General features: G+C 60.5%; 22 protein-coding genes. 5 read left to right on the plus strand and 17 right to left on the minus strand.

Annotated features, from left to right (window positions below; all coding sequences use genetic code 11):
* The first annotated feature begins 10 nt into the window (after positions 1-10).
* Positions 11-979 carry a tripartite tricarboxylate transporter substrate binding protein gene (locus tag AMM33_RS09845; RefSeq protein WP_228768057.1) on the plus strand — a complete coding sequence of 323 codons (969 nt, stop codon included), beginning with the start codon at positions 11-13 and terminating at the stop codon, positions 977-979.
* Between the two features lie 13 nt (positions 980-992).
* Here AMM33_RS09845 and AMM33_RS09850 read toward each other — a convergent pair whose 3' ends face one another.
* The 5 genes from AMM33_RS09850 to AMM33_RS09870 all read right to left on the minus strand — a co-directional run bounded on the left by AMM33_RS09850 (position 993) and on the right by AMM33_RS09870 (position 4,293).
* On the minus strand, positions 993-1,436 hold the full coding sequence (locus tag AMM33_RS09850) for a universal stress protein (RefSeq protein ID WP_090140920.1): 444 nt from the start codon (positions 1,434-1,436) through the stop codon (positions 993-995).
* A 303-nt stretch (positions 1,437-1,739) separates the two neighbouring features.
* Positions 1,740-2,309, minus strand: coding sequence for a YceI family protein (locus AMM33_RS09855; RefSeq protein ID WP_228768063.1), 570 nt, complete (start codon positions 2,307-2,309; stop codon positions 1,740-1,742).
* A gap of 51 nt (positions 2,310-2,360) precedes the next feature.
* Positions 2,361-2,927, minus strand: coding sequence for a YceI family protein (locus tag AMM33_RS09860; protein ID WP_090140854.1), 567 nt, complete (start codon positions 2,925-2,927; stop codon positions 2,361-2,363).
* Between the two features lie 25 nt (positions 2,928-2,952).
* Positions 2,953-3,486, minus strand: coding sequence for a cytochrome b (locus AMM33_RS09865; protein ID WP_090140856.1), 534 nt, complete (start codon positions 3,484-3,486; stop codon positions 2,953-2,955).
* Positions 3,487-3,507: 21 nt separating this feature from the next.
* The gene (locus tag AMM33_RS09870; protein WP_090140857.1) at positions 3,508-4,293 is read right to left on the minus strand and encodes a dioxygenase family protein; all 786 of its coding nucleotides are present in this window, start codon (positions 4,291-4,293) and stop codon (positions 3,508-3,510) included.
* 140 nt (positions 4,294-4,433) lie between these two features.
* Here AMM33_RS09870 and AMM33_RS09875 point away from each other — a divergent pair, with 140 nt between their 5' ends.
* Entirely contained in the window at positions 4,434-5,321 is an 888-nt protein-coding gene (locus AMM33_RS09875) for a LysR family transcriptional regulator (RefSeq protein WP_090140859.1), read from the plus strand.
* A gap of 141 nt (positions 5,322-5,462) precedes the next feature.
* Positions 5,463-6,899: an NAD-dependent succinate-semialdehyde dehydrogenase gene (locus AMM33_RS09880; RefSeq protein WP_090140861.1), complete on the plus strand. Its 1,437-nt coding sequence runs from the start codon at positions 5,463-5,465 to the stop codon at positions 6,897-6,899.
* Positions 6,900-7,001: 102 nt separating this feature from the next.
* Here the strand turns inward: AMM33_RS09880 and AMM33_RS09885 are convergent, their stop codons facing one another.
* On the minus strand, positions 7,002-8,396 hold the full coding sequence (locus AMM33_RS09885) for a sensor histidine kinase (protein ID WP_194945363.1): 1,395 nt from the start codon (positions 8,394-8,396) through the stop codon (positions 7,002-7,004).
* 69 nt (positions 8,397-8,465) lie between these two features.
* On the minus strand, positions 8,466-8,957 hold the full coding sequence (gene moaC / locus AMM33_RS09890) for a cyclic pyranopterin monophosphate synthase MoaC (RefSeq protein WP_090140865.1): 492 nt from the start codon (positions 8,955-8,957) through the stop codon (positions 8,466-8,468).
* Positions 8,958-9,037: 80 nt separating this feature from the next.
* On the opposite strand from moaC, the gene AMM33_RS09895 reads away from it, so the two are divergent.
* A complete protein-coding gene (locus tag AMM33_RS09895) occupies positions 9,038-10,567 on the plus strand; it encodes a M48 family metalloprotease (RefSeq protein WP_228768058.1) in 1,530 nt (509 codons plus the stop codon).
* Positions 10,568-10,612: 45 nt separating this feature from the next.
* Here the strand turns inward: AMM33_RS09895 and AMM33_RS09900 are convergent, their stop codons facing one another.
* Positions 10,613-11,173: a YaeQ family protein gene (locus tag AMM33_RS09900; protein WP_090140867.1), complete on the minus strand. Its 561-nt coding sequence runs from the start codon at positions 11,171-11,173 to the stop codon at positions 10,613-10,615.
* 204 nt (positions 11,174-11,377) lie between these two features.
* Positions 11,378-12,778 (minus strand): adenylosuccinate lyase, encoded by a 1,401-nt coding sequence (gene purB / locus AMM33_RS09905; protein ID WP_090140924.1) that lies wholly within the window; start codon positions 12,776-12,778, stop codon positions 11,378-11,380.
* Positions 12,779-12,910: 132 nt separating this feature from the next.
* Between purB and AMM33_RS09910 the strand changes: the two genes are divergently transcribed.
* Positions 12,911-13,525 (plus strand): glutathione S-transferase N-terminal domain-containing protein, encoded by a 615-nt coding sequence (locus AMM33_RS09910; protein ID WP_090140869.1) that lies wholly within the window; start codon positions 12,911-12,913, stop codon positions 13,523-13,525.
* Positions 13,526-13,830: 305 nt separating this feature from the next.
* Here the strand turns inward: AMM33_RS09910 and AMM33_RS09915 are convergent, their stop codons facing one another.
* From AMM33_RS09915 to AMM33_RS09950, 8 genes are all read right to left on the minus strand, one after another.
* Positions 13,831-14,268 carry a nuclear transport factor 2 family protein gene (locus AMM33_RS09915; protein WP_090140871.1) on the minus strand — a complete coding sequence of 146 codons (438 nt, stop codon included), beginning with the start codon at positions 14,266-14,268 and terminating at the stop codon, positions 13,831-13,833.
* Positions 14,269-14,308: 40 nt separating this feature from the next.
* Positions 14,309-15,061 (minus strand): SDR family NAD(P)-dependent oxidoreductase, encoded by a 753-nt coding sequence (locus tag AMM33_RS09920; protein WP_228768064.1) that lies wholly within the window; start codon positions 15,059-15,061, stop codon positions 14,309-14,311.
* A 95-nt stretch (positions 15,062-15,156) separates the two neighbouring features.
* The gene (locus tag AMM33_RS09925) at positions 15,157-15,750 is read right to left on the minus strand and encodes a DUF3833 domain-containing protein (protein ID WP_090140875.1); all 594 of its coding nucleotides are present in this window, start codon (positions 15,748-15,750) and stop codon (positions 15,157-15,159) included.
* A gap of 59 nt (positions 15,751-15,809) precedes the next feature.
* A complete protein-coding gene (locus AMM33_RS09930) occupies positions 15,810-17,162 on the minus strand; it encodes an MFS transporter (protein ID WP_090140877.1) in 1,353 nt (450 codons plus the stop codon).
* Positions 17,159-17,845, minus strand: a complete 687-nt coding sequence (locus AMM33_RS09935) for a chalcone isomerase family protein (protein ID WP_228768059.1) — start codon at positions 17,843-17,845, stop codon at positions 17,159-17,161. The genes AMM33_RS09930 and AMM33_RS09935 overlap by 4 nt, the downstream gene beginning before the upstream one ends.
* 17 nt (positions 17,846-17,862) lie before the next feature.
* The gene (locus tag AMM33_RS09940; RefSeq protein ID WP_090140881.1) at positions 17,863-19,116 is read right to left on the minus strand and encodes a class I SAM-dependent methyltransferase; all 1,254 of its coding nucleotides are present in this window, start codon (positions 19,114-19,116) and stop codon (positions 17,863-17,865) included.
* Complete coding sequence (locus tag AMM33_RS09945) at positions 19,113-19,886, minus strand: DUF1365 domain-containing protein (protein WP_090140883.1); 774 nt, start codon at positions 19,884-19,886, stop codon at positions 19,113-19,115. Before AMM33_RS09945 ends, AMM33_RS09940 begins: the two co-directional genes overlap by 4 nt.
* Positions 19,883-21,181, minus strand: coding sequence for an NAD(P)/FAD-dependent oxidoreductase (locus AMM33_RS09950; RefSeq protein WP_090140927.1), 1,299 nt, complete (start codon positions 21,179-21,181; stop codon positions 19,883-19,885). Before AMM33_RS09950 ends, AMM33_RS09945 begins: the two co-directional genes overlap by 4 nt.
* Positions 21,182-21,185 lie beyond the last annotated feature (4 nt).

Below are 21,185 nucleotides of genomic sequence, written 5' to 3' on the forward strand. Positions count from 1 at the left end.
GGAAACTCTCATGATGCAACGGCGTGAAATTTTGACGACCACTTTGGGCACAGCTTTGTTGTCTGCAGTGGGCATGGCGCAAGCGCAATCGGGCAAACCGGTACGAATCGTGGTGCCTTTTGCACCCGGTGGTGTGCAAGACATACTGGCTCGCTCGTTCTCGGTCGAGATGGGGGCGGCTCTGGGTCAAACCGTGATCGTGGAAAACCGCGCCGGTGCGGGGGGCACCATTGGCAACGCTTTTGTCGCCCGAGCCGAAGCCGATGGCTCGGTCATGGTCATGGCAGCGGCCAGCCACAACATTGCGGGCTCGCTCTACACCAAGCTGGCTTATGACCCGCAAAAAGACTTTGCGCCACTGGGCCACATCGGCAGCGCCAGCTATGTGCTCATGGTGCACCCCGACGTGCCGGCCAAGACGGCCGCTGAATACATCCGCTACGCCAAGGCCAACCCCGGCAAGATGAACTACGCCACGGCGGGCGTGGGCAGCGCCACGCATTTGTCCATGGCTTACTTCAACGGCTTGGCCGGTATCGATGTGGTGCATGTGCCACTCAAAGCCACAGGCGAGGCGATCAACGAGGTCATCTCCGGCCGCGCCCAGGCGGTGATTGCCGCCAGCATTGGGGCCTTGGCCTTTGCCAAGGACAGCCGCATCCGTCTGCTGGGCGTGACTTCGCCCAAGCGCAGCAAATACCTGTCTGATTTGCCCACGATTGCCGAAAGCGGCTTGCCAGGTTACCAGTTCGATTCGTGGTTTGGTTTGTTGGGTCCCGCAGGCGTGCCCGCAGAGCAGGCCAACCGCATCCATGCGGCGGTGAGCAAGCTGCTCAAGGACCCGGTGATTCTGGAGCGCCTGGACAAGCAAGGCATTGAGCCACGCGACCTGAGCAACGCCGACTTCGGCAAGCTGCTGGCCGCCGACTATGTCCGCATGGCGCAGGTGGTCAAGGCCTCGGGCGCGAAGATCGACTGAGCGTCCATCCTGCTCAATCAAATCCCCGAATCATCAACACAGGCACGGGCGACATGCGCATGATCTGCTCGGAACCACTGCCCAGCAACACACGTCCAATACCCCGTCTGCCGTGTGTCCCGATCACGATCAGATCAGCCCCCCAGTCGCCTGCGGCATCGGCCACCGACTCGCCCAGGCGCTGACCCACGCGGTCAATCACCAAAGTGTCGGCCGTGACGTTGGCGGCACTGGCAGCCACCAAGCCGGTTTTCAAAATCTTCTCGGCATTGTCACGGGCCAGCCCGATCAGCTCCCCCGTGTATTCATGCCCGCCGAGCAAGGACAACTCATCAATGCAATGCACCATGCGAATCTGCGCTTTTTCTGATTGGGCCATTTTGATGGCGTAGTCCAGCGCCTTGTTGGACGTGTTGCTGCCATCAATGGGCACGAGAATTTTCTTGAACAAGGACATGGTGGTCTCCAGTAAATGTTGCAGTGCCTGAAGCGTCCTGTCGAACGCCTCTGGCCGCATGGGTTGATTGCATGGTGTCAATCAATTCCCATGCTAGAGACATGTCTGTCGCGGCAACAGCCATCTTTCGATCAATGGGGCTATGCCGGAAGTTATATACCCGGCGCAGGCCCCGCGACGTCGCAGGTCGGTGGCTTCGGCACAGGCCCACGTCGGGGTCTTCGACCACCGACCTGCAAAATATCGCAACCAACCACCCTGGTTTTCCGGGGTGGTTTGCCTATTCAACTTTTGAAACTGGGCTTACTGGACCACGGCTTCGATGGCGATGTCGATGCGCACTTCATCACCCACGTAAGGTGCGTATTTGCCCGCATTGAACTCGGTGCGCTTGATGGTGGTGAAGGCGTTGGCGCCCAGCGCTGGCTTTTTGATCATGGGGTGGGGCATGGCCTGGAAGCTGGTGACTGTCAGGGTCACGGGCTTGCTCACGCCTTTGATGGTCAGCTGACCTTCGATGGCTTTGGGCTTGTCGCCTTCAAACACCACTTGGGTCGATTTGAAAGTGGCGGTGGGGAATTTGGCCGTGTGCAGGAAGTCTTCGCCTTGGATGTGGCCGTTGAAGTCCACTGAGCCGGTGTTCACCGATTTGAGGTCAATCACGATGTCCACCGAGCCGGTTTTGGCTTCGGCGTCAAACACCACTTTGCCGGTGGTGTTGCTGAAGCTGCTCAGCTGCGTGGACAGGCCGAAGTGCGAATACGAAAAACGCGGGAAGGTGTGCGAGCTGTCCACGTTGTAGGTCACGGGCGCGGCCAAGGCCGAGCCTGCGGCCAGCGATGCGAAAGCCAAAGCGGCGGCGAGTTTTTTCAAAGATGTCATGGGAAAGCTCCTGTGTGAAAAAGTAAAAGGCCAAGGCCCGGTTTATTTGCCCGATTGAGCGGTGATGGAAAAGTTGACCTGGATGTCATTGGCCACCACATCGAACTTGGCCCACATGCCTTCGCCGATGCTGTAGTCGGCGCGTTTGAGGGTGAAGCCGCCGGTCAGCAGGCCGTCCTTGCCTTGTGCGCTGTGTTTCATGGGAAATTTCACCTCGCGCGTCATCCCCTTGATGCTGAGCGTGCCTTGCACTTCATATTGGTTGGCTGCGGTTGGCTTGATCTGTTGGGCCACAAACTGGGCCTTGGGGAAGGCGGCGGTGTTGAACCACGATTTGGTGACCACTTCTTCGTCGGCCTCGCCCGAGCCGGTGTCCACGCTGGTCAGATCGACTTCAAAGCTGGCTTTGGCCTGTTCGGCCTTGGCGGGATCCAAGTGGAGCTGGGCGGCAAATTTCTTGAAGCGGCCGTCCATGGCCACGCCCATTTGCTTGTAGCTGAAGGTGACGCTGCTCTTGGCAGGCACGATGGACGTGTAAGGCGCGGCCTGGGCTTGCGCAGCCAGCGCGAGCGCCGACAGGGTGACGATGTGTTTCAAAGCAGTTTTCATGCGTGTTCTCAAAGCAAGGGGTGAATCAACGTGCAGGCAACATGCGGCGCAGCGTGTCGTCTTTGTGAAAGAAGTGGTGGAAAAACGCGGCTGCGGCATGGCCTGCAATCAGCACCAGCAAGCCGATGTTCAAGGCCTCATGCAACTCGGCCAGGCTGCGGCCCAGTGCCTTGTCTTTGCCAATCAGGTCAGGAATCGGCAGCACGCCAAACCAGACTGTGGGCACGCCCTTGGCCGAACTCATGAGCCAGCCACTCAAAGGGATGGCGATCATCAGCACATACAGCAGGAAGTGGCCTGCATGGGCTGCCATCTGCATATGGCGGGGCATGCTGTCCGGCAGGGCCGGTGGGCGGTGCGTGACGCGCCACAGCAGGCGCAGCCAGACCAGGAAAAACACGCTCACACCCGCCCATTTGTGCCACGAGTAGTACTGCAATTTTTCAGGCGACAGGGGCAGGTCGCTCATGTAATAGCCCAGCGCCAGCAGGCCAAAAATCATCAGGGCCATGAGCCAGTGCAGGCTTTGGGCAGTGCGCGTGTAGTGGGGCGTGTGCATGGTGTGTGCTCCTTGAGGGTTTCAGTGAAAGCTGTAGCCATCCATGGCGATGACGTGGTCACTGATACCCCGGAAAAACGCCTCAGGCTGTGCGTCAGCACCCGCAGCACCCAGTGCGGTGAACAAGGGCAACAGGTGCTCGTCGCTGGGGTGGGCGCGTTGGCCTTCGACGTGCTGGCGGTACGCCAGCAAGCCGGGCACATCGCGGGCCATCATGTGGGTGTGAATCCAGTCGGCAAAGGCCTGCACATAAGCCGGTGTGCCGCCGCCATGCCTGCTGACCGCCATGAAGTCATGCAGGTTGTGGGTGATGTTGCCCGAGGCCATGACCAGAATGTTCTGCGCAGCCAGCAAGGCCAGTGCTTGGCCCACCCGGTAAGCGTGCGCCGGGCCCAGGCGGCTTTGCACCGACAGTGGCACCACCGGGATGTCGGCATCCGGGAACATCTGGCGCAGCGGCATCCAGGCCCCGTGGTCCAGGCCACGCTGGGCGTCTTGTGCCACGGGCAAACCGGCATGCTGCAAAGCCATGACGACCTGAGCGGCGACTTCGGGGCAGCCTGTGGCGGGGTAGTGCATCTGGTAAAGCCGGGGGTCAAAACCGCCAAAGTCGTGAATGGTTTCGGGCCGGGTGGCAAAGCCCACGGTGGGCACCACCGTGTCCCAGTGCGGGCTGAGCACCACGATGGCGCGGGGCGTTCCCAGTTGGGTCGCAACGTGGCTCATGGCTGCGCCCGCTGCACCGGGGTGCAGGGCAAACATGGGTGAGCCATGGGGCACAAAAAGAACGGGGCGGCGGGCAGACATGGGGCTTGCGGTGAAGGTGTTGGGTGACTGTGGGAGTCCTTGATGGAGGTGCAAGGGCTGCCGATGTGTTGAACTGTAGGGCCTTCAGTAGCTAAGAAAAAGTGGCCAATGTGCAAATATTTGTTGCAAAATTGGCAACAATGAACAAACTCGATGCCATGCAAATTTTTGTACGGGTGGCCGAAGCGGGCAGCTTCACCGCCGTGGCCGAGCAACTGCAGGTGGCGCGCTCGGCCATCACCCGCCAGATCGCCGCGCTGGAAAAGCAGCTGCGCGTCAAGCTCATCACGCGCAGCACCCGCAGCCTGACGCTCACGCCTGCAGGCTCGGCTTACTTGGAAAAGTGCCGGGTCATCCTGAACATGGTGGACGCCGCCGAGGCCAGTCTGGGCGAAGACACAGCCCTAGCCCGAGGCCGCATCCGGCTGGGTTTGCCCATCAGCTTTGGCCTGGAGCGGCTCATGCCCGCCCTGATCGCCTTTGCGCAGGCGCAGCCGCGCATTGAGCTGATGATGGATTTTTCGGACCAGCGCTCCAAGCTGATCGAAGAAGGCATCGACCTGTCGATCCGCATCACCGCCGATTTGCAGCCGGGCGACATCGTGCGGCAACTGGGGCAGGCGCACTTGCTGACGCTGGCTTCGCCTGCGTATGTGTCCGCACACGGCCAGCCCAACCATCCGCAGGCCCTGGTGCATCACGAGTGCCTGGTGTATTCGATGTCCATGAGTGCGGCGACCTGGCCCTATAGTGTGGAGGGCCAGTTGCAGCACTTTCCGGTGCGTGGCCGCATCCGCGCCAACAACGGTTCGGCCCTGACCCAGGCCGCCGCACGGGGCATGGGCATCACCGTGCAACCGGACTTCATCGCCGAGCCCTTTTTAGCGCGGGGCGAGGTGCTGCAAATCCTGCAAGACTTCGCGCCGCCGCCCCTGGGCATTTATGCCGTGCTGCCCAGCAACCGCTACATCCCTCACCGGGTCAATGTGCTGCTGGAGCATTTGGCCAACAGTTTGCGTCCGGCTTGAACGGCCACCGGGGATCTCAGTCTGTCACGGGCTTGACGGGGCTGGCTCAAAATCCGGCCACAATCCGCACACAGGTTCACTCTTTGATTCTTCACCCTCCCTCGGCATGGGTTCTCAGCAACCCGACTTCAGGACTACAGCATGACCTACCCCAACACCCAACTCTTCATCAGTGGCCAGTGGTGCGATGCCGCAGATGGCCGCACCCTGCCTGTGTTCAACCCCGCCACCGGCACTGAAATTGGACGCCTGGCCCACGCAGGCATTCCTGATCTGGAGCGTGCCGCGCAAGCCGCGCAAAAGGGCTTCGAGATCTGGCGCGACACCCCCGCCAACGAACGCAGCGCCATCATGCGCAAGGCCGCCGCCCTGATGCGCGAGCGTGCCCCGCAAATTGCTGAACTGCTCACACAGGAGCAAGGCAAGCCCTTGGCCGAAGCCAAGGTCGAGGCCATGTCGGCCGCCGACATCATCGAGTGGTTTGCCGAAGAAGGCCGCCGCGTCTATGGCCGCATCGTGCCGCCTCGCAACATCAACGTGCAGCAGCAGGTGCTCAAGCAACCCTTGGGGCCTGTGGCCGCGTTCACCCCCTGGAACTTCCCGGTCAACCAAGTCGTGCGCAAAATGTCAGCGGCCCTGGCAGCTGGCTGCTCCATCCTGGTCAAAGCCCCCGAAGAAACCCCCGCATCCCCAGCCGAGCTGATCCGCGCGTTTCACGATGCGGGCGTGCCTGCGGGTGTGATCGGTCTGGTCTACGGCACACCGGCGGACATTTCCAACTACCTGATCGCGCACCCGCTGATCCGCAAAATCACCTTCACCGGCTCCACTCCCGTGGGCAAGCAGCTGTCTGCACTGGCCGGTCAGCACATGAAACGCGTGACCATGGAGCTGGGCGGTCACGCCCCGGTCATCCTGGCCGAAGACGCCGACATCGCCTTGGCCGTGAAAACCGCAGGCGCTGCGAAATTCCGTAATGCGGGTCAGGTGTGCATTTCGCCCACCCGCTTTTTGGTGCACCACACAATTGCCGATGAATTTGCAGCCTTGATGGCCGCGCATGCCGCATCGCTCAAGGTGGGTGATGGCCTGAGCGCAGGCACCCAGATGGGCCCTTTGGCCAACGAGCGCCGCCTGGTGGCCATGCAGGCCATCATGCAGGACGCCCGCGCCAAAGGTGCCAAGGTGCTCACGGGCGGCGAGCGCATCGGCACGCAGGGTCATTTCTTTGCGCCCACGGTCTTGTCGCATGTGCCGCTGGACGCAGACGTGGTGAACAACGAGCCCTTTGGCCCGATCGCCGCCATCCGCACGTTTGAAAAGATCGAAGACGCCATCGCCGAAGCCAATCGCTTGCCTTTTGGCCTGTCGGGTTATGCCTTCACCAACTCACTCAAAACCTCGCACCTGCTGAGCCAGCGCCTGGAAGTGGGCATGCTCTGGATCAATCAACCCGCAGCGCCCTGGCCCGAGCTGCCATTTGGCGGCATCAAGGATTCAGGCTACGGCTCAGAAGGCGGCCCGGAAGCACTGGAAGCCTATCTGAACACCAAGACGGTGTCCATCTTCAACGGCTGATCCGCAACGTCGGACTCTGCGAGTGCCGACCTACAAAAGATGGGGCTTCGTAGGTCGGCGGTCGAAGACCCCGACATGAGCGGTTAAGCGCTCAGGTGCCCGTCAGACCACCGCAGGCAAGATGAGGTGAACCTCGGCGCCGCCTTGGGGGGCGTTGCTGATCGTCAGGCTGCCGCCATGGTGCGTGGCGATGGACTTGGAGATGGACAGGCCCACGCCCAGCCCGTCACTTTTGGTGCTGAAAAACGCCGTACTCACTTGGGCAAGCACCTCGGGCGCGAGTCCCATGCCGTTATCGCTGATGCTCAAGTGCGCCTGATCGGCTTCTCGCCAGATGCGCAGGTCGATGTGGCGATAGGCCTGCCCTTGCGTGGCCTGGATGGCGTTGCGGCAGATGTTCATGAGGATTTGTGACAACTGTACCGGATCGCCCATGACCCAAACCGCTTGCACAGGCAGGTGCAGGCTCACATCCACGGCTTCTTTCTGAATCCAATCGTTGGTCAGATCCATGATGTCCTTGACCACCTGGTTGAGGCTGACCCGCTCAAACTGGGTCTCTTTGGACTGAATGAATTTGCGGATGCGGTTGAGGATATCGACAGCTTTTTGGGTATTGCGCTCAATGTCGCTCAGGTATTTATCCACCGATTGGGCACCGGTTTTTTCCACCTCCAGATGGGCGCGCTCGGTGATGAGGTAGATGTTCGTGAGCGGCTGACTCAGCTCGTGCGCCAGGGATGCGGCAATCTCGCCCACGCTGCGTCGGCGGTCAAGCTGCGCGATCTGGTGGCTCAGCCGGGAGCTTTCTTCATTGCGTGCCTGGGCCATGGCCATCTGGCCCGTCTGGCGCGTCAGACGCTCCAGAAAAATACCCATGAAGCCGATGTTGCCGACGATGGCGCCCATCACCCCCAGGAAAACAATCACCATGGTCAACACATCCTCATTCAATGCGTCACCCTGGGATATGTCCAGAGCCACCCCCCCAGACCGCACGCTCAAGACCAGGCCAAAAACCAAGTACGAAGAAGCCAGCCAACGCGCGCTGGTGCTCTTTTCTTGCCGCCCAATCGCAAAGCCAAGCCAAGCCAAGCACAACAACAATACGGCGGTGATGCCCGAGCCCCAGCTGTAACGAAGCTGTTCGCTGCGCAGCACATGGTGGAAATACGCATAGACCAAAGCAGCAAGCACCACACCGATAAATATACGGGTCAGATACAAAGGCTTGTGCAAAGCATGGCGCAAGGCGATCACACGCAAAGAAATGCCCACAAAAAAGCATGTATTGGCCACCCCATAAGTCAGCCAATCGGGCAAATGAGCACGGTAACCCAGTAAAACCAAGCCCGCACCAAAAACCCAGCCGCCACTGCACCACAAATTGATGATGGCCGAACGCTGTTTGATCAATGCCAGCCAGACACCCAGTGGCATCACCAAGTACAAAAGGCCTGCAATGAAATAAGCCGTCGGCAAATGAAAAGTGAACAACTCAGAGCACCTTCGCCGTGCGGGATCGGTGGCCGGTGAAACCGCTAGCGAAAACGGTCAGAACCAGGGTCATCGGGCGGCCACAAAACTGCCCGACTTGCCGCCGTGCTTTTCCAACAAGGTCACGCCGCTGATGGACATGCCCCGGTCCACCGCCTTGCACATGTCATAGATCGTCAACAAAGCCACCTGCACGGCAGTCAGGGCTTCCATTTCGACGCCCGTCTGGCCCACCGTTTCGGCCGTGGCCGTGCAGGCCACGGCATGCTGCGAAGGCAAGATTTCAAAATCGACGGCCACGCGGGTCAGGCCAATCGGGTGACACAAGGGAATCAGGTCGCTGGTTTTTTTGGCGCCCTGTATGCCTGCGATGCGTGCGATGCCCAACACATCGCCTTTTTTCGCCGTGCCCGACTCGATCAGCGCCAAGGTGGCAGGCAGCATCTCGATGCGTCCCGTAGCCACTGCAATGCGGCGAGTGGCCGTCTTGGCGCCCACATCCACCATGTGGGCTTGGCCTTGGGCATCAAAATGGGTCAAGACTTCAGAGGGCTTTGTCATCGCAAGGGTGCTCAATTCTGTTTACAAATCATTCACGAGAATGGCGCATCATACGGCCATTGAATGGCACACTTTCTGACGTGAAACACAAATTTTTCCGACCGCCACTGCTGCTGTCTGTGCTGGCTGCCACCCTTTGTTTGCAACCCGCTTGGCCGCAGGTACTGCCCACCCTGGGCCACGGCGAAAGCATCTCCTTGGGCGCCGAGCGCCAGCTGGGTGACCGCATTGCACGCGAGCTGTACCGCGACCCTGATTTTCTGGAAGACCCGGTGCTCGATGAATACATCCAGCGCCTGTGGGTGCCACTGGTCAAGGCAGCCGCCGCACGCGGCGAGTTGTCACCCGATCTGCAAGAGCGTTTTGCATGGCGCATTTTGTTGGGCCGCGACCGCTCGGTGAATGCGTTTGCGCTGCCCGGGGGCTATTTGGGCGTGCATCTGGGCTTGATTGCCGTGGTCACCTCGAATGACGAATTGGCCTCGGTTCTGGCGCATGAGCTCAGTCACGTCACACAGCGCCACATTGCACGGTCGATGGACGACCAAAGCAAGATGACGCCCTGGGTGATTGGCTCCATGATCTTGGGTGTTCTGGCCGCCAGCAAAAGCGCCCAGGGTGCGCAGGCCCTGATTGTGGGCGGGCAAGCAGCGGCGGTGCAGTCACAGCTGAGTTATTCACGTGACATGGAGCGCGAAGCTGACCGCGTGGGTTACAGCATTTTGAGCGATGCAGGCTACGACACTCGGGGGTTTGTCAGCATGTTTGCCAAACTACAGCAGGCTGCGGGCATGAACGACAACAGCGCCTATCCCTATCTGCGCAGCCACCCCTTGACGACCGAGCGCATCGCCGACATGCAAGCACGCCAGCAACTGAACAACGCTGCGTCACCCGTGGCGCCTGACCTGACCCAAAGCATGCTGGCCGCCCGTGCGCGGGTGATGTCACACCACAACGTCGATGCGCTCAAGGCCTGGACGCAGGACAGCAAAATCAACTCGCCCCAGGCCACACCGGCCCAACAGGTGGGCGCTTTGTATGCCGCCACGCTGGCCCACCTGCAGCTTGGCGATGCGGCATCAGCCGAGCGCAGCCTGCAACACCTGGAGCGACGGGTGCAGGCCTCTGATGCAGAGCCTGCCAAACGCCTGGTGCGCTTGCTCAAAGCGGAAATGGCCGCACGGCAAGAACGCTTTGGAGCAGTGCTGAGCCTCTTGCAGCCCTCTTCACCGGGCACGGCATTGGCGCGCCCGGAGCTGATCGCGACCGCGCAGGCCTTGGTGCGCCTGCCGCCGCAGCCCATGCGCAACGAGGTCATCGGCACCTTGCGCGAACTGGTGCAGCAAGCCCCCCAGGACGCCCAAGCCTGGAATACCCTGGCCAGCTTGCTGGCCGCCCAGGGCATGGCCTTGGCATCACTTCGGGCCGAAGGTGAAGCGCAAATGGCCCGCATGGACTGGACCGGCGCGCTGGACCGCTTTCGAGCAGCGCAAGACTGGGCCCGTAACCACCGCTTGGTCGCAGGCGATCACATCGAAGCCTCCATCGTCGACACCCGCCTGCGCCATGTTCAGGCGCTGGTGCGCGAGATGCAAACACAACGCTGAACGGCAAGCGCGTCCGCGTCTTACTGGCGCCATGTTGCGGGATTTTTATTTCCAGCGAACCAGCTCGATGTGCACACTGCCCTTATCGCTGCTGAAAGTGACCGAACCCTCCTGCACCGTGGCCTGCAGCTGCATGCTGCGCTCGGCCAGTTTGGCCAGTTCTTGCGAGCCTTCGGTGGGCACACGCCAGACCTGCAGTTTGTCCAGGCGAGTGAGCTTGGTCTCGATGCCTTTCCACCACACTTCGGCTGCGTGGTTGAAGCAGTACAGCAGCACCTCATCGGCCTTTTGGCAGGCTTTCATGATGGGCTTGTCTTCGGGCTGGCCCACCTCGATCCACATCCGTGTTTGGCCCGTGAAGTCGCGCAAGCTGACGTCCGGGTCATCCGGGTCGGACAGACCCGCACCAAAGGCCAGCTTGCCATCACCTTTGCACACGGCTTGCAGCTTGTAAGCGTTGATGGCCAGCGCCAGCAGGCGGATCATCATGCGCTCATCGGTTTCGCTGGGGTGCCGCGCCAGCGTGAGCTGGTGGTCTTCGTAATAGCTGTGGTCGATGTCGGCGATCGACAGGTTGGCTTTGTAGATGGTGGATTTGAGGGCCATGGTTTTCAGTCTTTGCGGGCCAGCATCCGCCAGCTCAACAGCTGAACGCCGTTGCGCAGGCCAGACAATTCGCCGCCGTAAATCAATACAAATTGCCGGAATCGGCGAAGCATCCGTTTATACAAATTGAAGATCTGATGTTCAATTTGTATAAGTATCGCCCCAGTCGCCACCTTGACATCATGGTGACCTGTTTCAATCTACTCAAACCCGGCGGGCCAGTTCAGCAGCCTTGCCTACATAGCTGCCCGGCGTCATGGCCAGCAAGCGGTCCTTGTCGGCTTGCGGGATCTCCAAGGCCTCAATCAAGCCATGCAGGTCTGCAGCGCTCACGGCCCGGCCGCGCGTGACTTCCTTGAGCTTTTCATAGGCACCCTGCACGCCATAGCGGCGCATCACGGTCTGAATGGGTTCGGCCAGCACTTCCCAGGCCGCATCCAGGTCGGCGGCCAGCGCCTCTTCGTTCAATTCGAGCTTGTTCAGGCCCGTCATGAGCGAGGCATAGGCCAATGCGGTGTAGCCCAGGCCCACGCCCATGTTGCGCAGCACCGTGGAATCGGTCAGGTCACGCTGCCAGCGGCTGATGGGCAGCTTCTCGCTCAGGTGCTTGAGCACGGCGTTGGCCAAGCCCAGGTTGCCTTCGGCGTTTTCGAAGTCAATCGGGTTGACCTTGTGCGGCATGGTGGAAGACCCGATCTCGCCGGCTTTCAAGCGCTGCTTGAAGTAACCCAAACTCACATAACCCCAGATGTCACGCGAGAGGTCGATCAAGATGGTGTTGCTGCGGGCCACAGCGTCAAACAGCTCGGCCATGTAGTCGTGCGGCTCGATCTGGATGCTGTAGGGCTGGAAAGTGAGCCCCAAGCCCCATTGGCTCGCCTGCGTCTCACCCAGCTCGGGCGTCTCCACCACTTTCCGTGCAAAGGCTTCCCAGTCAAAGTCAGGCCAGGCCGACAGGTGGGCGTTGTAGTTGCCCACAGCACCGTTCATCTTGCCCATGAGCGCAACGGCTGCGATTTTGTCGCGGCAGCCCTTCAGACGCATCACCACGTTGGCCATTTCCTTGCCCACGGTGGTGGGGCTGGCGGTCTGGCCGTGGGTGCGGCTGAGCATGGGGACTTCGGCAAAGCTGTGCGCCATCTCGCGCAATTTGGCAATCAAGCCGTCCAGCCCGGGCAAGATCACTTGGGCGCGCGCGCCCTTGAGCTGCAAGGCGTGGCTGGTGTTGTTGATGTCTTCACTGGTGCAGGCAAAGTGCACAAATTCGGCGACTTTTTCCAGTTCGGGACGGTCCTGAAACTTGGATTTGATCCAGTACTCCACGGCCTTCACGTCGTGGTTGGTGACCTTTTCAAACGCTTTGATGGCTTCGGCATCGCTTTGGTTGAAATTTTTGACCAAAGCGGTCAAGTAAGCGCGCGCGCCGAGCGACAAAGGCTTGAACTCCACAAAACCGGCATCAGACAAGGCAATAAACCAGGCGATCTCGACCTGCACGCGCCGGTGCATGTAACCTTGCTCACTCATGAGCGGGCGCAGCTTGTTGAGTTTGCTGGCGTAACGGCCATCCAGCGGTGACAGGGCGGAAATAGGGGAAAAATTCATCATTGGATTGTAATTCCCACCACTTGAGACCCGTCGCGCCCTCTCCAAAAAGGGGGGGACCCCAAAATTGTCAGCTGCCTTCACCTAGAATCAAGTTTGTTTCTTTTTACAGAATCACCCGTTTAAATTTTTATGAAACTCATCGGCTCCGTCACCAGTCCTTATGTGCGCAAAGTACGCGTTGTCATGGCCGAAAAAAAACTGGACTACCAATTCGTGATCGAAGATGTGATGTCCGATCAAACCACCATCCACGAATCCAACCCTTTAGGCAAAGTGCCCTGCCTGATCATGGAAGGCCATGAGGCTGTGTTCGATTCTCGCGTCATCGTGGAATACCTGGACACGCTGTCCCCTGTGGGCAAACTCATTCCCCCGGCTGGGCGTGAGCGCGCCGAAGTCAAAACCTGGGAAGCCCTGTCCGATGGTTTGACCGATGCTGCCTATTTGGCCCGCATGGAACAAGCTTGGGCGGGTCGTCTGGACAGCGAGCGCAGCCAAGCCTGGATCGACCGCCAGCTGAACAAGATTCAGCACGCTTTACGCGCCATGAGCCAAGGCCTGGGTGACAAGCCCTTTTGCTCGGGCATTCACCTGAGTCTGTCTGACATTGCCGTGGGCTGCGCCCTGGGCTATCTGGATTTGCGCTTTGCCAGCATTGACTGGCGCGGCGACTACCCCAATTTGCACAGGCTCCACGACAAACTGTCGCAACGCCAAAGCTTCATCGACACCGTAGCCGTTTAAAGCTGGCGCAAGCTCCGCGTGAATTTATGGCCATCATCGCCCTCGGGGTGATGGGTGGTGGTCTGCGGGATTTCATCGAGGCGGTGCGCCGCTCCTATTGATCCGGCCCAGTAAAGTCTGCAGGGTGACTTCAAACTTGCACCTTGTGGGAGCTAGCCCTGCTGGCGATCAGACGCATGTGGACCACAGGCTTTTCGCTTGGCTGGCAAGCTCCCACTAAATCCTCCCAACGGGCAACACACGGCTTGGACTTCATCGGGCCGAATCAATAGCGCCCACGGCAGCGTGAACATCACGGCGCCGAATCACACACTGTTCGCGCGCTTTTTGAGCCAACGCATGAAGCCACCGAGCACCGGCAGTTTTTCATACAACTCTTCGGCCGCATCCCAGTAATCACGGTGCAAGGTGACCAACCCCTGTCCGTTGAACACCACATGGCTGGCGCCACGCACGGTTTGAAGCGTGTGCGTGTCAAAGCGCTTGAAGCGAAAGCGAAACTCCCAGGTCAAAAAGGCCTGATCCCCATCGACCACTTGCCCGGTGATGACAAAGTGCGGCTGCCCCAGGGCCACGTACATGTGCCGAAAGATTCTCTCAATTTCGGGCAGCCCTTGCACCTCGTTGAAGGGGTCCTTGAAACGCGCTTGCGCCTCGTAGACCGTGTGCAATTGCCCCAAGCTGTCGGGCGACAGCGTTTCAAAAAACGTGACCAGGTCCTGGGTGGCTTGTCGTGAGTTCATGGTTGTCGATCAGTTTGGAGGGTCCACGCGGGCCTGTCTCTCACAGCCCTGTGAACTTGCGCACCAAGGGGAAATACAAGCGGTAAGGCAGCAACCGGAGCAGTTTGAGCCACACCGTGAAGCGACGCGGAAAATGGATGTCAAATTGGCCGCGCGCCCAACCCCACAGCATTTCCTGCGCGGCCTGTTCGGGCTTGAGCAAGGCGGGCATGGTGAACTGGTTTTGCGCCGTCAGCGGGGTGGCCACAAAGCCCGGGTTGATCACGCTCACACCGATGCCCTGGTCCTGCAAATCCATGTACAGCGTTTCAGCCAAATGGGTCAGCGCCGCCTTGGTGGGGCCGTAGGCCAGACCATTGGGCAAGCCGCGCCAGCCCGCCACGCTGCTGAGCACACTGATGTGTCCGCGCTGCTGGGCCAGCATGTCAGGCAGCACGGCATCCAGGACCAACAAGGCCCCTTGGTAATTGACCTGGTCGTGCTGCAACAAATCCTGCAAATTCAGCGCTGTGGCGCGTTGGGCGCGGTAGTAACCGGCTGCGTACACCAGCAAATCAATCGGCCCATCGGCCAGGATGCGGCGTGCAGTGGCCTGCACATCGGCATGTACCGTGACATCCAGCGGGTGCCATTGCACACCGGGGTCTTGCGCGGCCCAGTCTTGCACCCCCTGCGGATGACGGGCGGACACCAACACCACAGCACCCGCAGCGCGCAGTGCCTGGGCACACGCCAGCCCAATGCCCGACGAGGCCCCCACCAGCCACACGCGCTGCCCTGCCCAGCTGCGCATGGGTGGATTGAGCTGGTACCAGCGGCGCGCTGCAGGGGTTTGCGCGTGGGCCACGCCGGGTGACGCCTTGGGCACCAAAACAGGCGATGCGGCGTTCATGGCTGATTCCCGGCCAAGCCTGGCAAGGGGGTGCGGCGCGTGAAGGACAAGGTCACCTCTCCGAGCTTGATGCCGAATTTGCTCATGGTGGCTTTGTTGAGCATGACCCGCGCATCCATCAAATACATCCAGTCGTCAAAGTCCACTTGCCACACGCGCCCGTCTACAGGCAGCGCCAGGGTGTAGCCCCAACGAAAAGCGTTGCCGCTCACTTGCCCAGTGGCCTGCCCCACCACGTCATCGGCCTGGCCGGTGTAGGCGCCATTTGCACCCGCCTTGAGTCGCCAAATCCGGCGCTGTTTTGTGCCATCTGAGTACACGAAGGCTTCATCGAGCACGCCTTCATCGCCTTGCCAACTGCAGTCCATGACCACCGTGAAGCGCTTGACCACCTGACCACTGCGGTCGGTGAAAACACCCCAGGCGTCGATGGTGCCGTTGAAGTAAGTGCGCAAATCGAGTTGCGGCTTTTCTTGTGCATAGCTTTGCACCTGCGGCCCCGCACAACCAGACAGAAAGGGCGTGGCGGCCAGGGCGCCGCAAGCCCCCAGACGACCCAAAACGTTGCGACGATCGATAATGGTGCTCATGTGTTGGCTCCCTTGTTGAGTGTCATGGTGGCATCATGCCTATATGCGCGCATCCAGCTCTACTCCTCTGAACGTGTAGTGACTTCGGCCCCAGCGCTGTGTTCGCGGCGCCTCATCAGCGCGACATACAAAGCCCCTGCCGCCAGCAACTTGAGGACACAGGGCAGGACGCCATAAGCCCATCCCAGCGCCAGCAAGGCCTGTTCGTCTTGTTGGCCCGGGGCATAGCCCCACAACCCCAACAGGGGCAAAGACAGGCCCGCCGCCAAGGCCAAATTCAGTTTGGTGGCGAGGTTCCACCACCCCATGAAGGCGCCGTCGCTGCGGCCGCGTTCACCACAGCGGTCAATCAGCTGATTGAGCAATGCGCCGGGCACGGTCAGATCGGCACCCAATGCCATGCCCGACATTGCGCACACCACCAAAAAACCGCTGGTGTCACCCGCCCCCAGGCCGATGACGCTGACAAATGCCAAGACGGACAGCCCCATGCCCAGCGCCCAGGTCTTGAGCAAACCGATGCGGCCTATGACCTTGAGCCACACAGGAAAAGACAAGGCACCAGCCGCAAAGTACAGGCCCAGAAAAAAGGGCTCCATGGCCTTGGGAGCTTGCAAACGGTCTTGCACAAAAAACAGCACCAGGGTCGCAGGCACGGCACTGGCCAGTCCGTTGAGCATGAAGACGGCCAACAAACGGCGAAAATCCGCGTATTTCCAGGGCTGCCACAGGCTCACACCTGACTCAGCAGCGCGGTCCTCAGCGGGTGATGATTGCGCCTGTTGGCGTTCGCGCTCGGCAGCCAAACCGGCCGTGCGCCGCCAGGCCAACAAGCCCAAGGCCAACAAAAGCACCAGCAAACTGGTCGTGAGCGGCCAGCCCCAAAGAGCAGGCAAGGCGGACGCCAGCAACACCCCCACCAAGGCAAAGCCTTCGCGCCAAGCCACCCAGCGGCTTTGCGCCAAACCGCCACCTCCCTGCCGCGCTGCCCAGGCCTGGTGCAAGATGCCCAGCCCGCTGTAAGCCAGGTGACTCAGCGTGAGCGCCCCCGCCACCCACAGCAACAACTGCGCGGTGCTCAGGTGTTCGGCGGGTGGGAAAAACAAGGCGACAAACCCTGAAATCAGCGCCAAAGCCAGGCACAGGGCGGCCACCCAAACCGCCTGCCAACTGCGACGGTACAAGCGATCCCCCCAGCGCCCCAGCCAGGGATCGACCACGGCATCCACACCTCGGCTGAACAAGAGCACCGCCCCCAAAGCGGCCAGGGGCACGCCGTATTGCTGGGCATACAGATTGGGCAAGTGCACATAAACGGGCAGGGCCACAAAGGCCAGCGGCAAACCCAACAGACCATATGAGGCCGCAGCCATGCGCTCGTCTCGGGGCTGCAAGGCCATGGGGGCACTCATGGCGTCAGGCCTTGCAGCATCTTGGTGCGCATCTCTGGCTCCGAACTGCGTTCGTCCAGCCAGATGCCAAAAAACAGGCGCGCAAAAAGTGCGTCGTTGACCCGGCCCACACGCCGCCCGTTGACCCAAAATTCAGCCCCCTGGCCGGGCTGGTTCACACCCGTGATGCGGTCACCCGCACCGACGTTGGGAAATAGGGCGCGCATTTCAGCCAGCCAAGTTTGTGCCTGGGCATCCGTGAAGCTGCCCACACGGCGCATTTCATCAATGGAGCGGCTGGCAATCTGCGCCCCCTCCAGCCGCCGCAGGTATTGCAATTCCAGTGCAAAAGGCTGCTGTGCGTAGGCGTTGTATCGAAAACCCGAGGGCGTCCACAGCCGGGCGTCATACACCTCAAACCCCCAGACCCGCAAACGCACCAAGGCAGAGGGCTTGACGCCACTGAGGGCGGTGACTTCGGGTCTGCTCGCCTCGGTTGTCGTGTTACTTGACGTGGTGTTTGCCGTGCCAGACGCTTGCGCCCAGCTTGCACCACTGAAAGCCGCCCACAGCACCGCGCCCCCCAGCACTCGCCCAGCCCAAAGTGACCACGGCTGCGCGTACACAGCGCCGCTTGCGCAGTGCATGAACTGAGTGGGCAGTTGCGGGTGAACTGCCTGTGGCTGATCTGGGTAGGGGTGCATCGCTGTGGTCCGGGTTGTCAGTTCGGCTTGACCAAGGTGAACTGGATGACGTCGATGTTGGCCTCGTCAAACGCGGCCTCGCAATAGGCCAGGTAAAACTCCCAAAGGCGCACAAAGCGGTCATCAAATGACAGCAAACGCACATCGTTCAAATGGCCCATGAAGCTGTCGCGCCAGCGGCGCAGGGTTTCGGCGTAGTCGGGGCCGAACTTCAGCTCATCGACCACCTGCAAGCCAGCCGCCTGGGCCTGCTTGCGAAACTCGCTGGGGCTGGGCAGGCAGCCGCCCGGAAAAATGTATTGCTGGATGAAATCGGTCGAATTCACGTAGCGCTCAAACAAGCTGTCGTCGATGGTGATGCTCTGGATACACGCCCGGCCACCGGGTTTGAGCAAGCGACTCACTGTCTGAAAATAGGTGGGCCAATAGGCTTGGCCGACCGCTTCAATCATCTCGATGGAGCAGATGGCATCAAAGGGCGCATCCTGAATGTCGCGGTAGTCCTGCAGGCGCAGATCGGACCGATCGGTGCAGCCCTGCCATTTCATGCGTGTCTGCGCAAATGCCAGTTGCTCCGTTGACAGCGTGACGCCCGTCAGGTGCGCGCCAAATTCGGTGGTGGCCGATTCGGCCAATGCCCCCCAGCCGCAGCCGATCTCCAGAATCCGGTCACCCGGCTGGGCGTTGACCATGCGCAAGGCACGGCGTACCTTGGCCTTTTGCGCATCGGCCATGGGCTGGGTTTTGTCACCGTCGAACCAAGCCGACGAGTAGTTCATGGTGCTGTCCAGCCAGATTTCGTAAAACGCGTTGCCCAGGTCGTAGTGGGCATGGATGTTTTTACGGCTGTTGGTGCGGTTGTTGCGGTTGAGCCAATGCTTGACGCGGTAAGCCAAGCGCCCCAGCCAGTGGCCATAAATGGCACCTTCGAGTTCCCGCCGGTTGGCAATGAACAAACGCAGCAAATCGGGCAATGAAGGCGTGTTCCAGTCGGCGGCCATATAGCCTTCGGCAAATCCGATGTCGCCCGACTTGAGCACCGCAGCGCACACCTCCCAGCGCTGGATGTGCAAGGCGGCAAAGGGCGCCTGGTGTGTGCCAAAAACCTGTTGCGAGCCATCGGGTCCGTGCAGGCTCAGCGTGCCCACTTTCAGGCGCTCTAGCCAGCGAATGACTTGACGTGCCGCTTTGGGCAAACTGGCAGGCTTGAAGGTCCGGCTCAACTCAGGGGGGGTTGCGGTACTGTCCAAAAGGCTCTCTCCTGTGGTCATCGGGTCACAAATTCTTGGGGTGCTTGCGGCTTGCGCCAAAACGGCACTTTTTTGAGCCACAAACGCAGTGCATGCCAATGGATGCGAAACACCACGCCCAGTGTGAGCAGCGGAAATCGCCACATCACACGGCGCAAGGCGTTGCGGCTCGCCGGCTCGAGCGTGCCGCTCCAACTGGTCTGTATCAACAGACCCTCGGCGTCGGCGTGATCGACACGCGCCACAACACGGGGCTGACCCAGGTGCTGCGTGCGCATGAAACGAAACTCGTAGTGGCCTTGCACATCACAAAACGGCGAAACGTGAAACACTTTATCGGTCCGCTGCGTGTGGCCATATTGAGGGGCGGGCAACAAGTAGCAGTGCCGCTCACCAAAGGTGTTGTTGACCTCGGCCACGATGGCCGCCAGCGTGCCATCCTGGCGCTGTGCATACCAAAAGCTCACGGGCTTGAAGGCGTGTCCCAGCACACGGGGAAAGCACTGCAACCACACTTCGCCGCTGGCATCGGCAATGCCTTCACGCTGCAAAAGTTCATCCAGCCAGGCCAAGGCACCGCCTTGGGCAGCGCTGCGGCCATCGCCATGGTCCACATCGTGAAAGGCAAACCAGGCGCGGCGGTTGACCGCCAAAGCGCCAGCCGGATGGGCTTGCAACTGACGCATGGGCAACATCAAAAAAGCCGTGGGGTAGGCAAACACATGATGGGCAGGGCGATGCCGTGTGTGGCGCACCTGCCCCCAGCCAATCATTGCGCCCGTGTTGTTCATGCGCCCTTGTTCGCCTTGATTTTGGCCAGCAGTGCGCGCCCCACCTGCATGCCCGACTTGAGCCCATCTTCATGAAAGCCGTATCCCGCCCAAGCCCCGGCAAACCAGGTGTGGCGCTGGCCTTGCAGCAAGGGCAGGCGTTGTTGCGCCGCAATGGCCGGCATGTCAAACACCGGGTGCGCATAGTCGTATTCACCCAGGATGGTGTCAGCGCGAATGTCTTGCACGGGGTTGAGCGATACCACCACCGGCTGACTGAAAGGAATGCGCTGCAGGCGATTGAGCAGGTAATGCAGGCACACGCGTGATGATTCGCGGTCATCCCTGGCTGCGCGCTCATAGTTCCAGGCGGCCCAGGCTTTGGCGTTGGCGGGCAAGACAGAGGCATCGGTGTGCAGCACCGCATGGTTGTCCTGGTAGCGGATGGCCCCCAGCACCTCGCGCTCCAGACGGCTGGGCTCAGTCAGCATGCCCAAGGCCTGATCGGTGTGGGTGGCCACCACGACGGCATCAAAGGGCTCGGCCCCATGGTCTGTCAAGATGCGCACCCCTGCGTCATGGCGCTCAATCAGGCGCACCGGGGTGTTCAGGCGCTTGTCCGGCACACCGTCCAAAATCTTGTCCACGTAATGACGGGCGCCGCCGACCACGCTGAACCACTGGGGGCGCTGGGTGACCTGAATCAGCCCATGGTTGTGACAAAACCGGATCATGGTGGCCACGGGAAACTGCAACATCTGATCGGTGGGGCAGCTCCAGATGCAGCCGAGCATGGGCAGGAAATACCAGTCACGAAATGCATCGCTGAACTTGTGCTGCCGCAAAAATTCGATCAAAGGCTGTTGCAGCTCAGTTTCGCGCTGCGCCTTGGCGATGCGGGTGCACAAGGCATTGAATCGCAGCACATCGGCCAGCATGCGCCAAAAGCGGGGGTTGACCAGATTGCGGCGCTGCGCAAACACGGTGTTCAGATCGCTGCCGCTCCACTCCAGTGCCCGCCCGCCCAAAGCACCAGGCACCTTGACTGAAAAAGACATGTCTGAAGGTGCGGTTTCCACCTGAAGGTCTTCAAACAACTGGATCAGGTTCGGATAGGTGCGCTCGTTGAACACCAAAAACCCCGTGTCCACCCCATGCGTGAGGGGCCCTTGCGAAGTGGGCAAAGTGATGTCCACAGTGTGGGTGTGCCCACCAAAATAATGACCCGCCTCAAACACCGTGATGTCTGCCTGGCCTTTCAGGGTGTGGGCCACAGCCAGGCCTGAAATGCCTGAACCGACGATGGCCAATTTCATGCGT

Source organism: Limnohabitans sp. DM1 (assembly GCF_001269385.1).
Taxonomy (GTDB): domain Bacteria; phylum Pseudomonadota; class Gammaproteobacteria; order Burkholderiales; family Burkholderiaceae_C; genus Limnohabitans_A.

Excerpts from the sequence above, each read along its gene's own strand:
- AMM33_RS09845 (WP_228768057.1), top strand. The coding sequence starts at position 11 with ATGATGCAACGGCGTGAAATTTTGACGACCACTTTGGGCACAGCTTTG.
- AMM33_RS09850 (WP_090140920.1), bottom strand. The coding sequence starts at position 1,436 with ATGTCCTTGTTCAAGAAAATTCTCGTGCCCATTGATGGCAGCAACACG.
- AMM33_RS09860 (WP_090140854.1), bottom strand. The coding sequence starts at position 2,927 with ATGAAAACTGCTTTGAAACACATCGTCACCCTGTCGGCGCTCGCGCTG.
- AMM33_RS09865 (WP_090140856.1), bottom strand. The coding sequence starts at position 3,486 with ATGCACACGCCCCACTACACGCGCACTGCCCAAAGCCTGCACTGGCTC.
- AMM33_RS09870 (WP_090140857.1), bottom strand. The coding sequence starts at position 4,293 with ATGTCTGCCCGCCGCCCCGTTCTTTTTGTGCCCCATGGCTCACCCATG.
- AMM33_RS09875 (WP_090140859.1), top strand. The coding sequence starts at position 4,434 with ATGAACAAACTCGATGCCATGCAAATTTTTGTACGGGTGGCCGAAGCG.
- AMM33_RS09880 (WP_090140861.1), top strand. The coding sequence starts at position 5,463 with ATGACCTACCCCAACACCCAACTCTTCATCAGTGGCCAGTGGTGCGAT.
- moaC (WP_090140865.1), bottom strand. The coding sequence starts at position 8,957 with ATGACAAAGCCCTCTGAAGTCTTGACCCATTTTGATGCCCAAGGCCAA.
- AMM33_RS09900 (WP_090140867.1), bottom strand. The coding sequence starts at position 11,173 with ATGGCCCTCAAATCCACCATCTACAAAGCCAACCTGTCGATCGCCGAC.
- purB (WP_090140924.1), bottom strand. The coding sequence starts at position 12,778 with ATGAATTTTTCCCCTATTTCCGCCCTGTCACCGCTGGATGGCCGTTAC.
- AMM33_RS09910 (WP_090140869.1), top strand. The coding sequence starts at position 12,911 with ATGAAACTCATCGGCTCCGTCACCAGTCCTTATGTGCGCAAAGTACGC.
- AMM33_RS09915 (WP_090140871.1), bottom strand. The coding sequence starts at position 14,268 with ATGAACTCACGACAAGCCACCCAGGACCTGGTCACGTTTTTTGAAACG.
- AMM33_RS09920 (WP_228768064.1), bottom strand. The coding sequence starts at position 15,061 with ATGCGCAGCTGGGCAGGGCAGCGCGTGTGGCTGGTGGGGGCCTCGTCG.
- AMM33_RS09925 (WP_090140875.1), bottom strand. The coding sequence starts at position 15,750 with ATGAGCACCATTATCGATCGTCGCAACGTTTTGGGTCGTCTGGGGGCT.
- AMM33_RS09930 (WP_090140877.1), bottom strand. The coding sequence starts at position 17,162 with ATGAGTGCCCCCATGGCCTTGCAGCCCCGAGACGAGCGCATGGCTGCG.
- AMM33_RS09935 (WP_228768059.1), bottom strand. The coding sequence starts at position 17,845 with ATGCACCCCTACCCAGATCAGCCACAGGCAGTTCACCCGCAACTGCCC.
- AMM33_RS09940 (WP_090140881.1), bottom strand. The coding sequence starts at position 19,116 with ATGACCACAGGAGAGAGCCTTTTGGACAGTACCGCAACCCCCCCTGAG.
- AMM33_RS09945 (WP_090140883.1), bottom strand. The coding sequence starts at position 19,886 with ATGAACAACACGGGCGCAATGATTGGCTGGGGGCAGGTGCGCCACACA.
- AMM33_RS09950 (WP_090140927.1), bottom strand. The coding sequence starts at position 21,181 with ATGAAATTGGCCATCGTCGGTTCAGGCATTTCAGGCCTGGCTGTGGCC.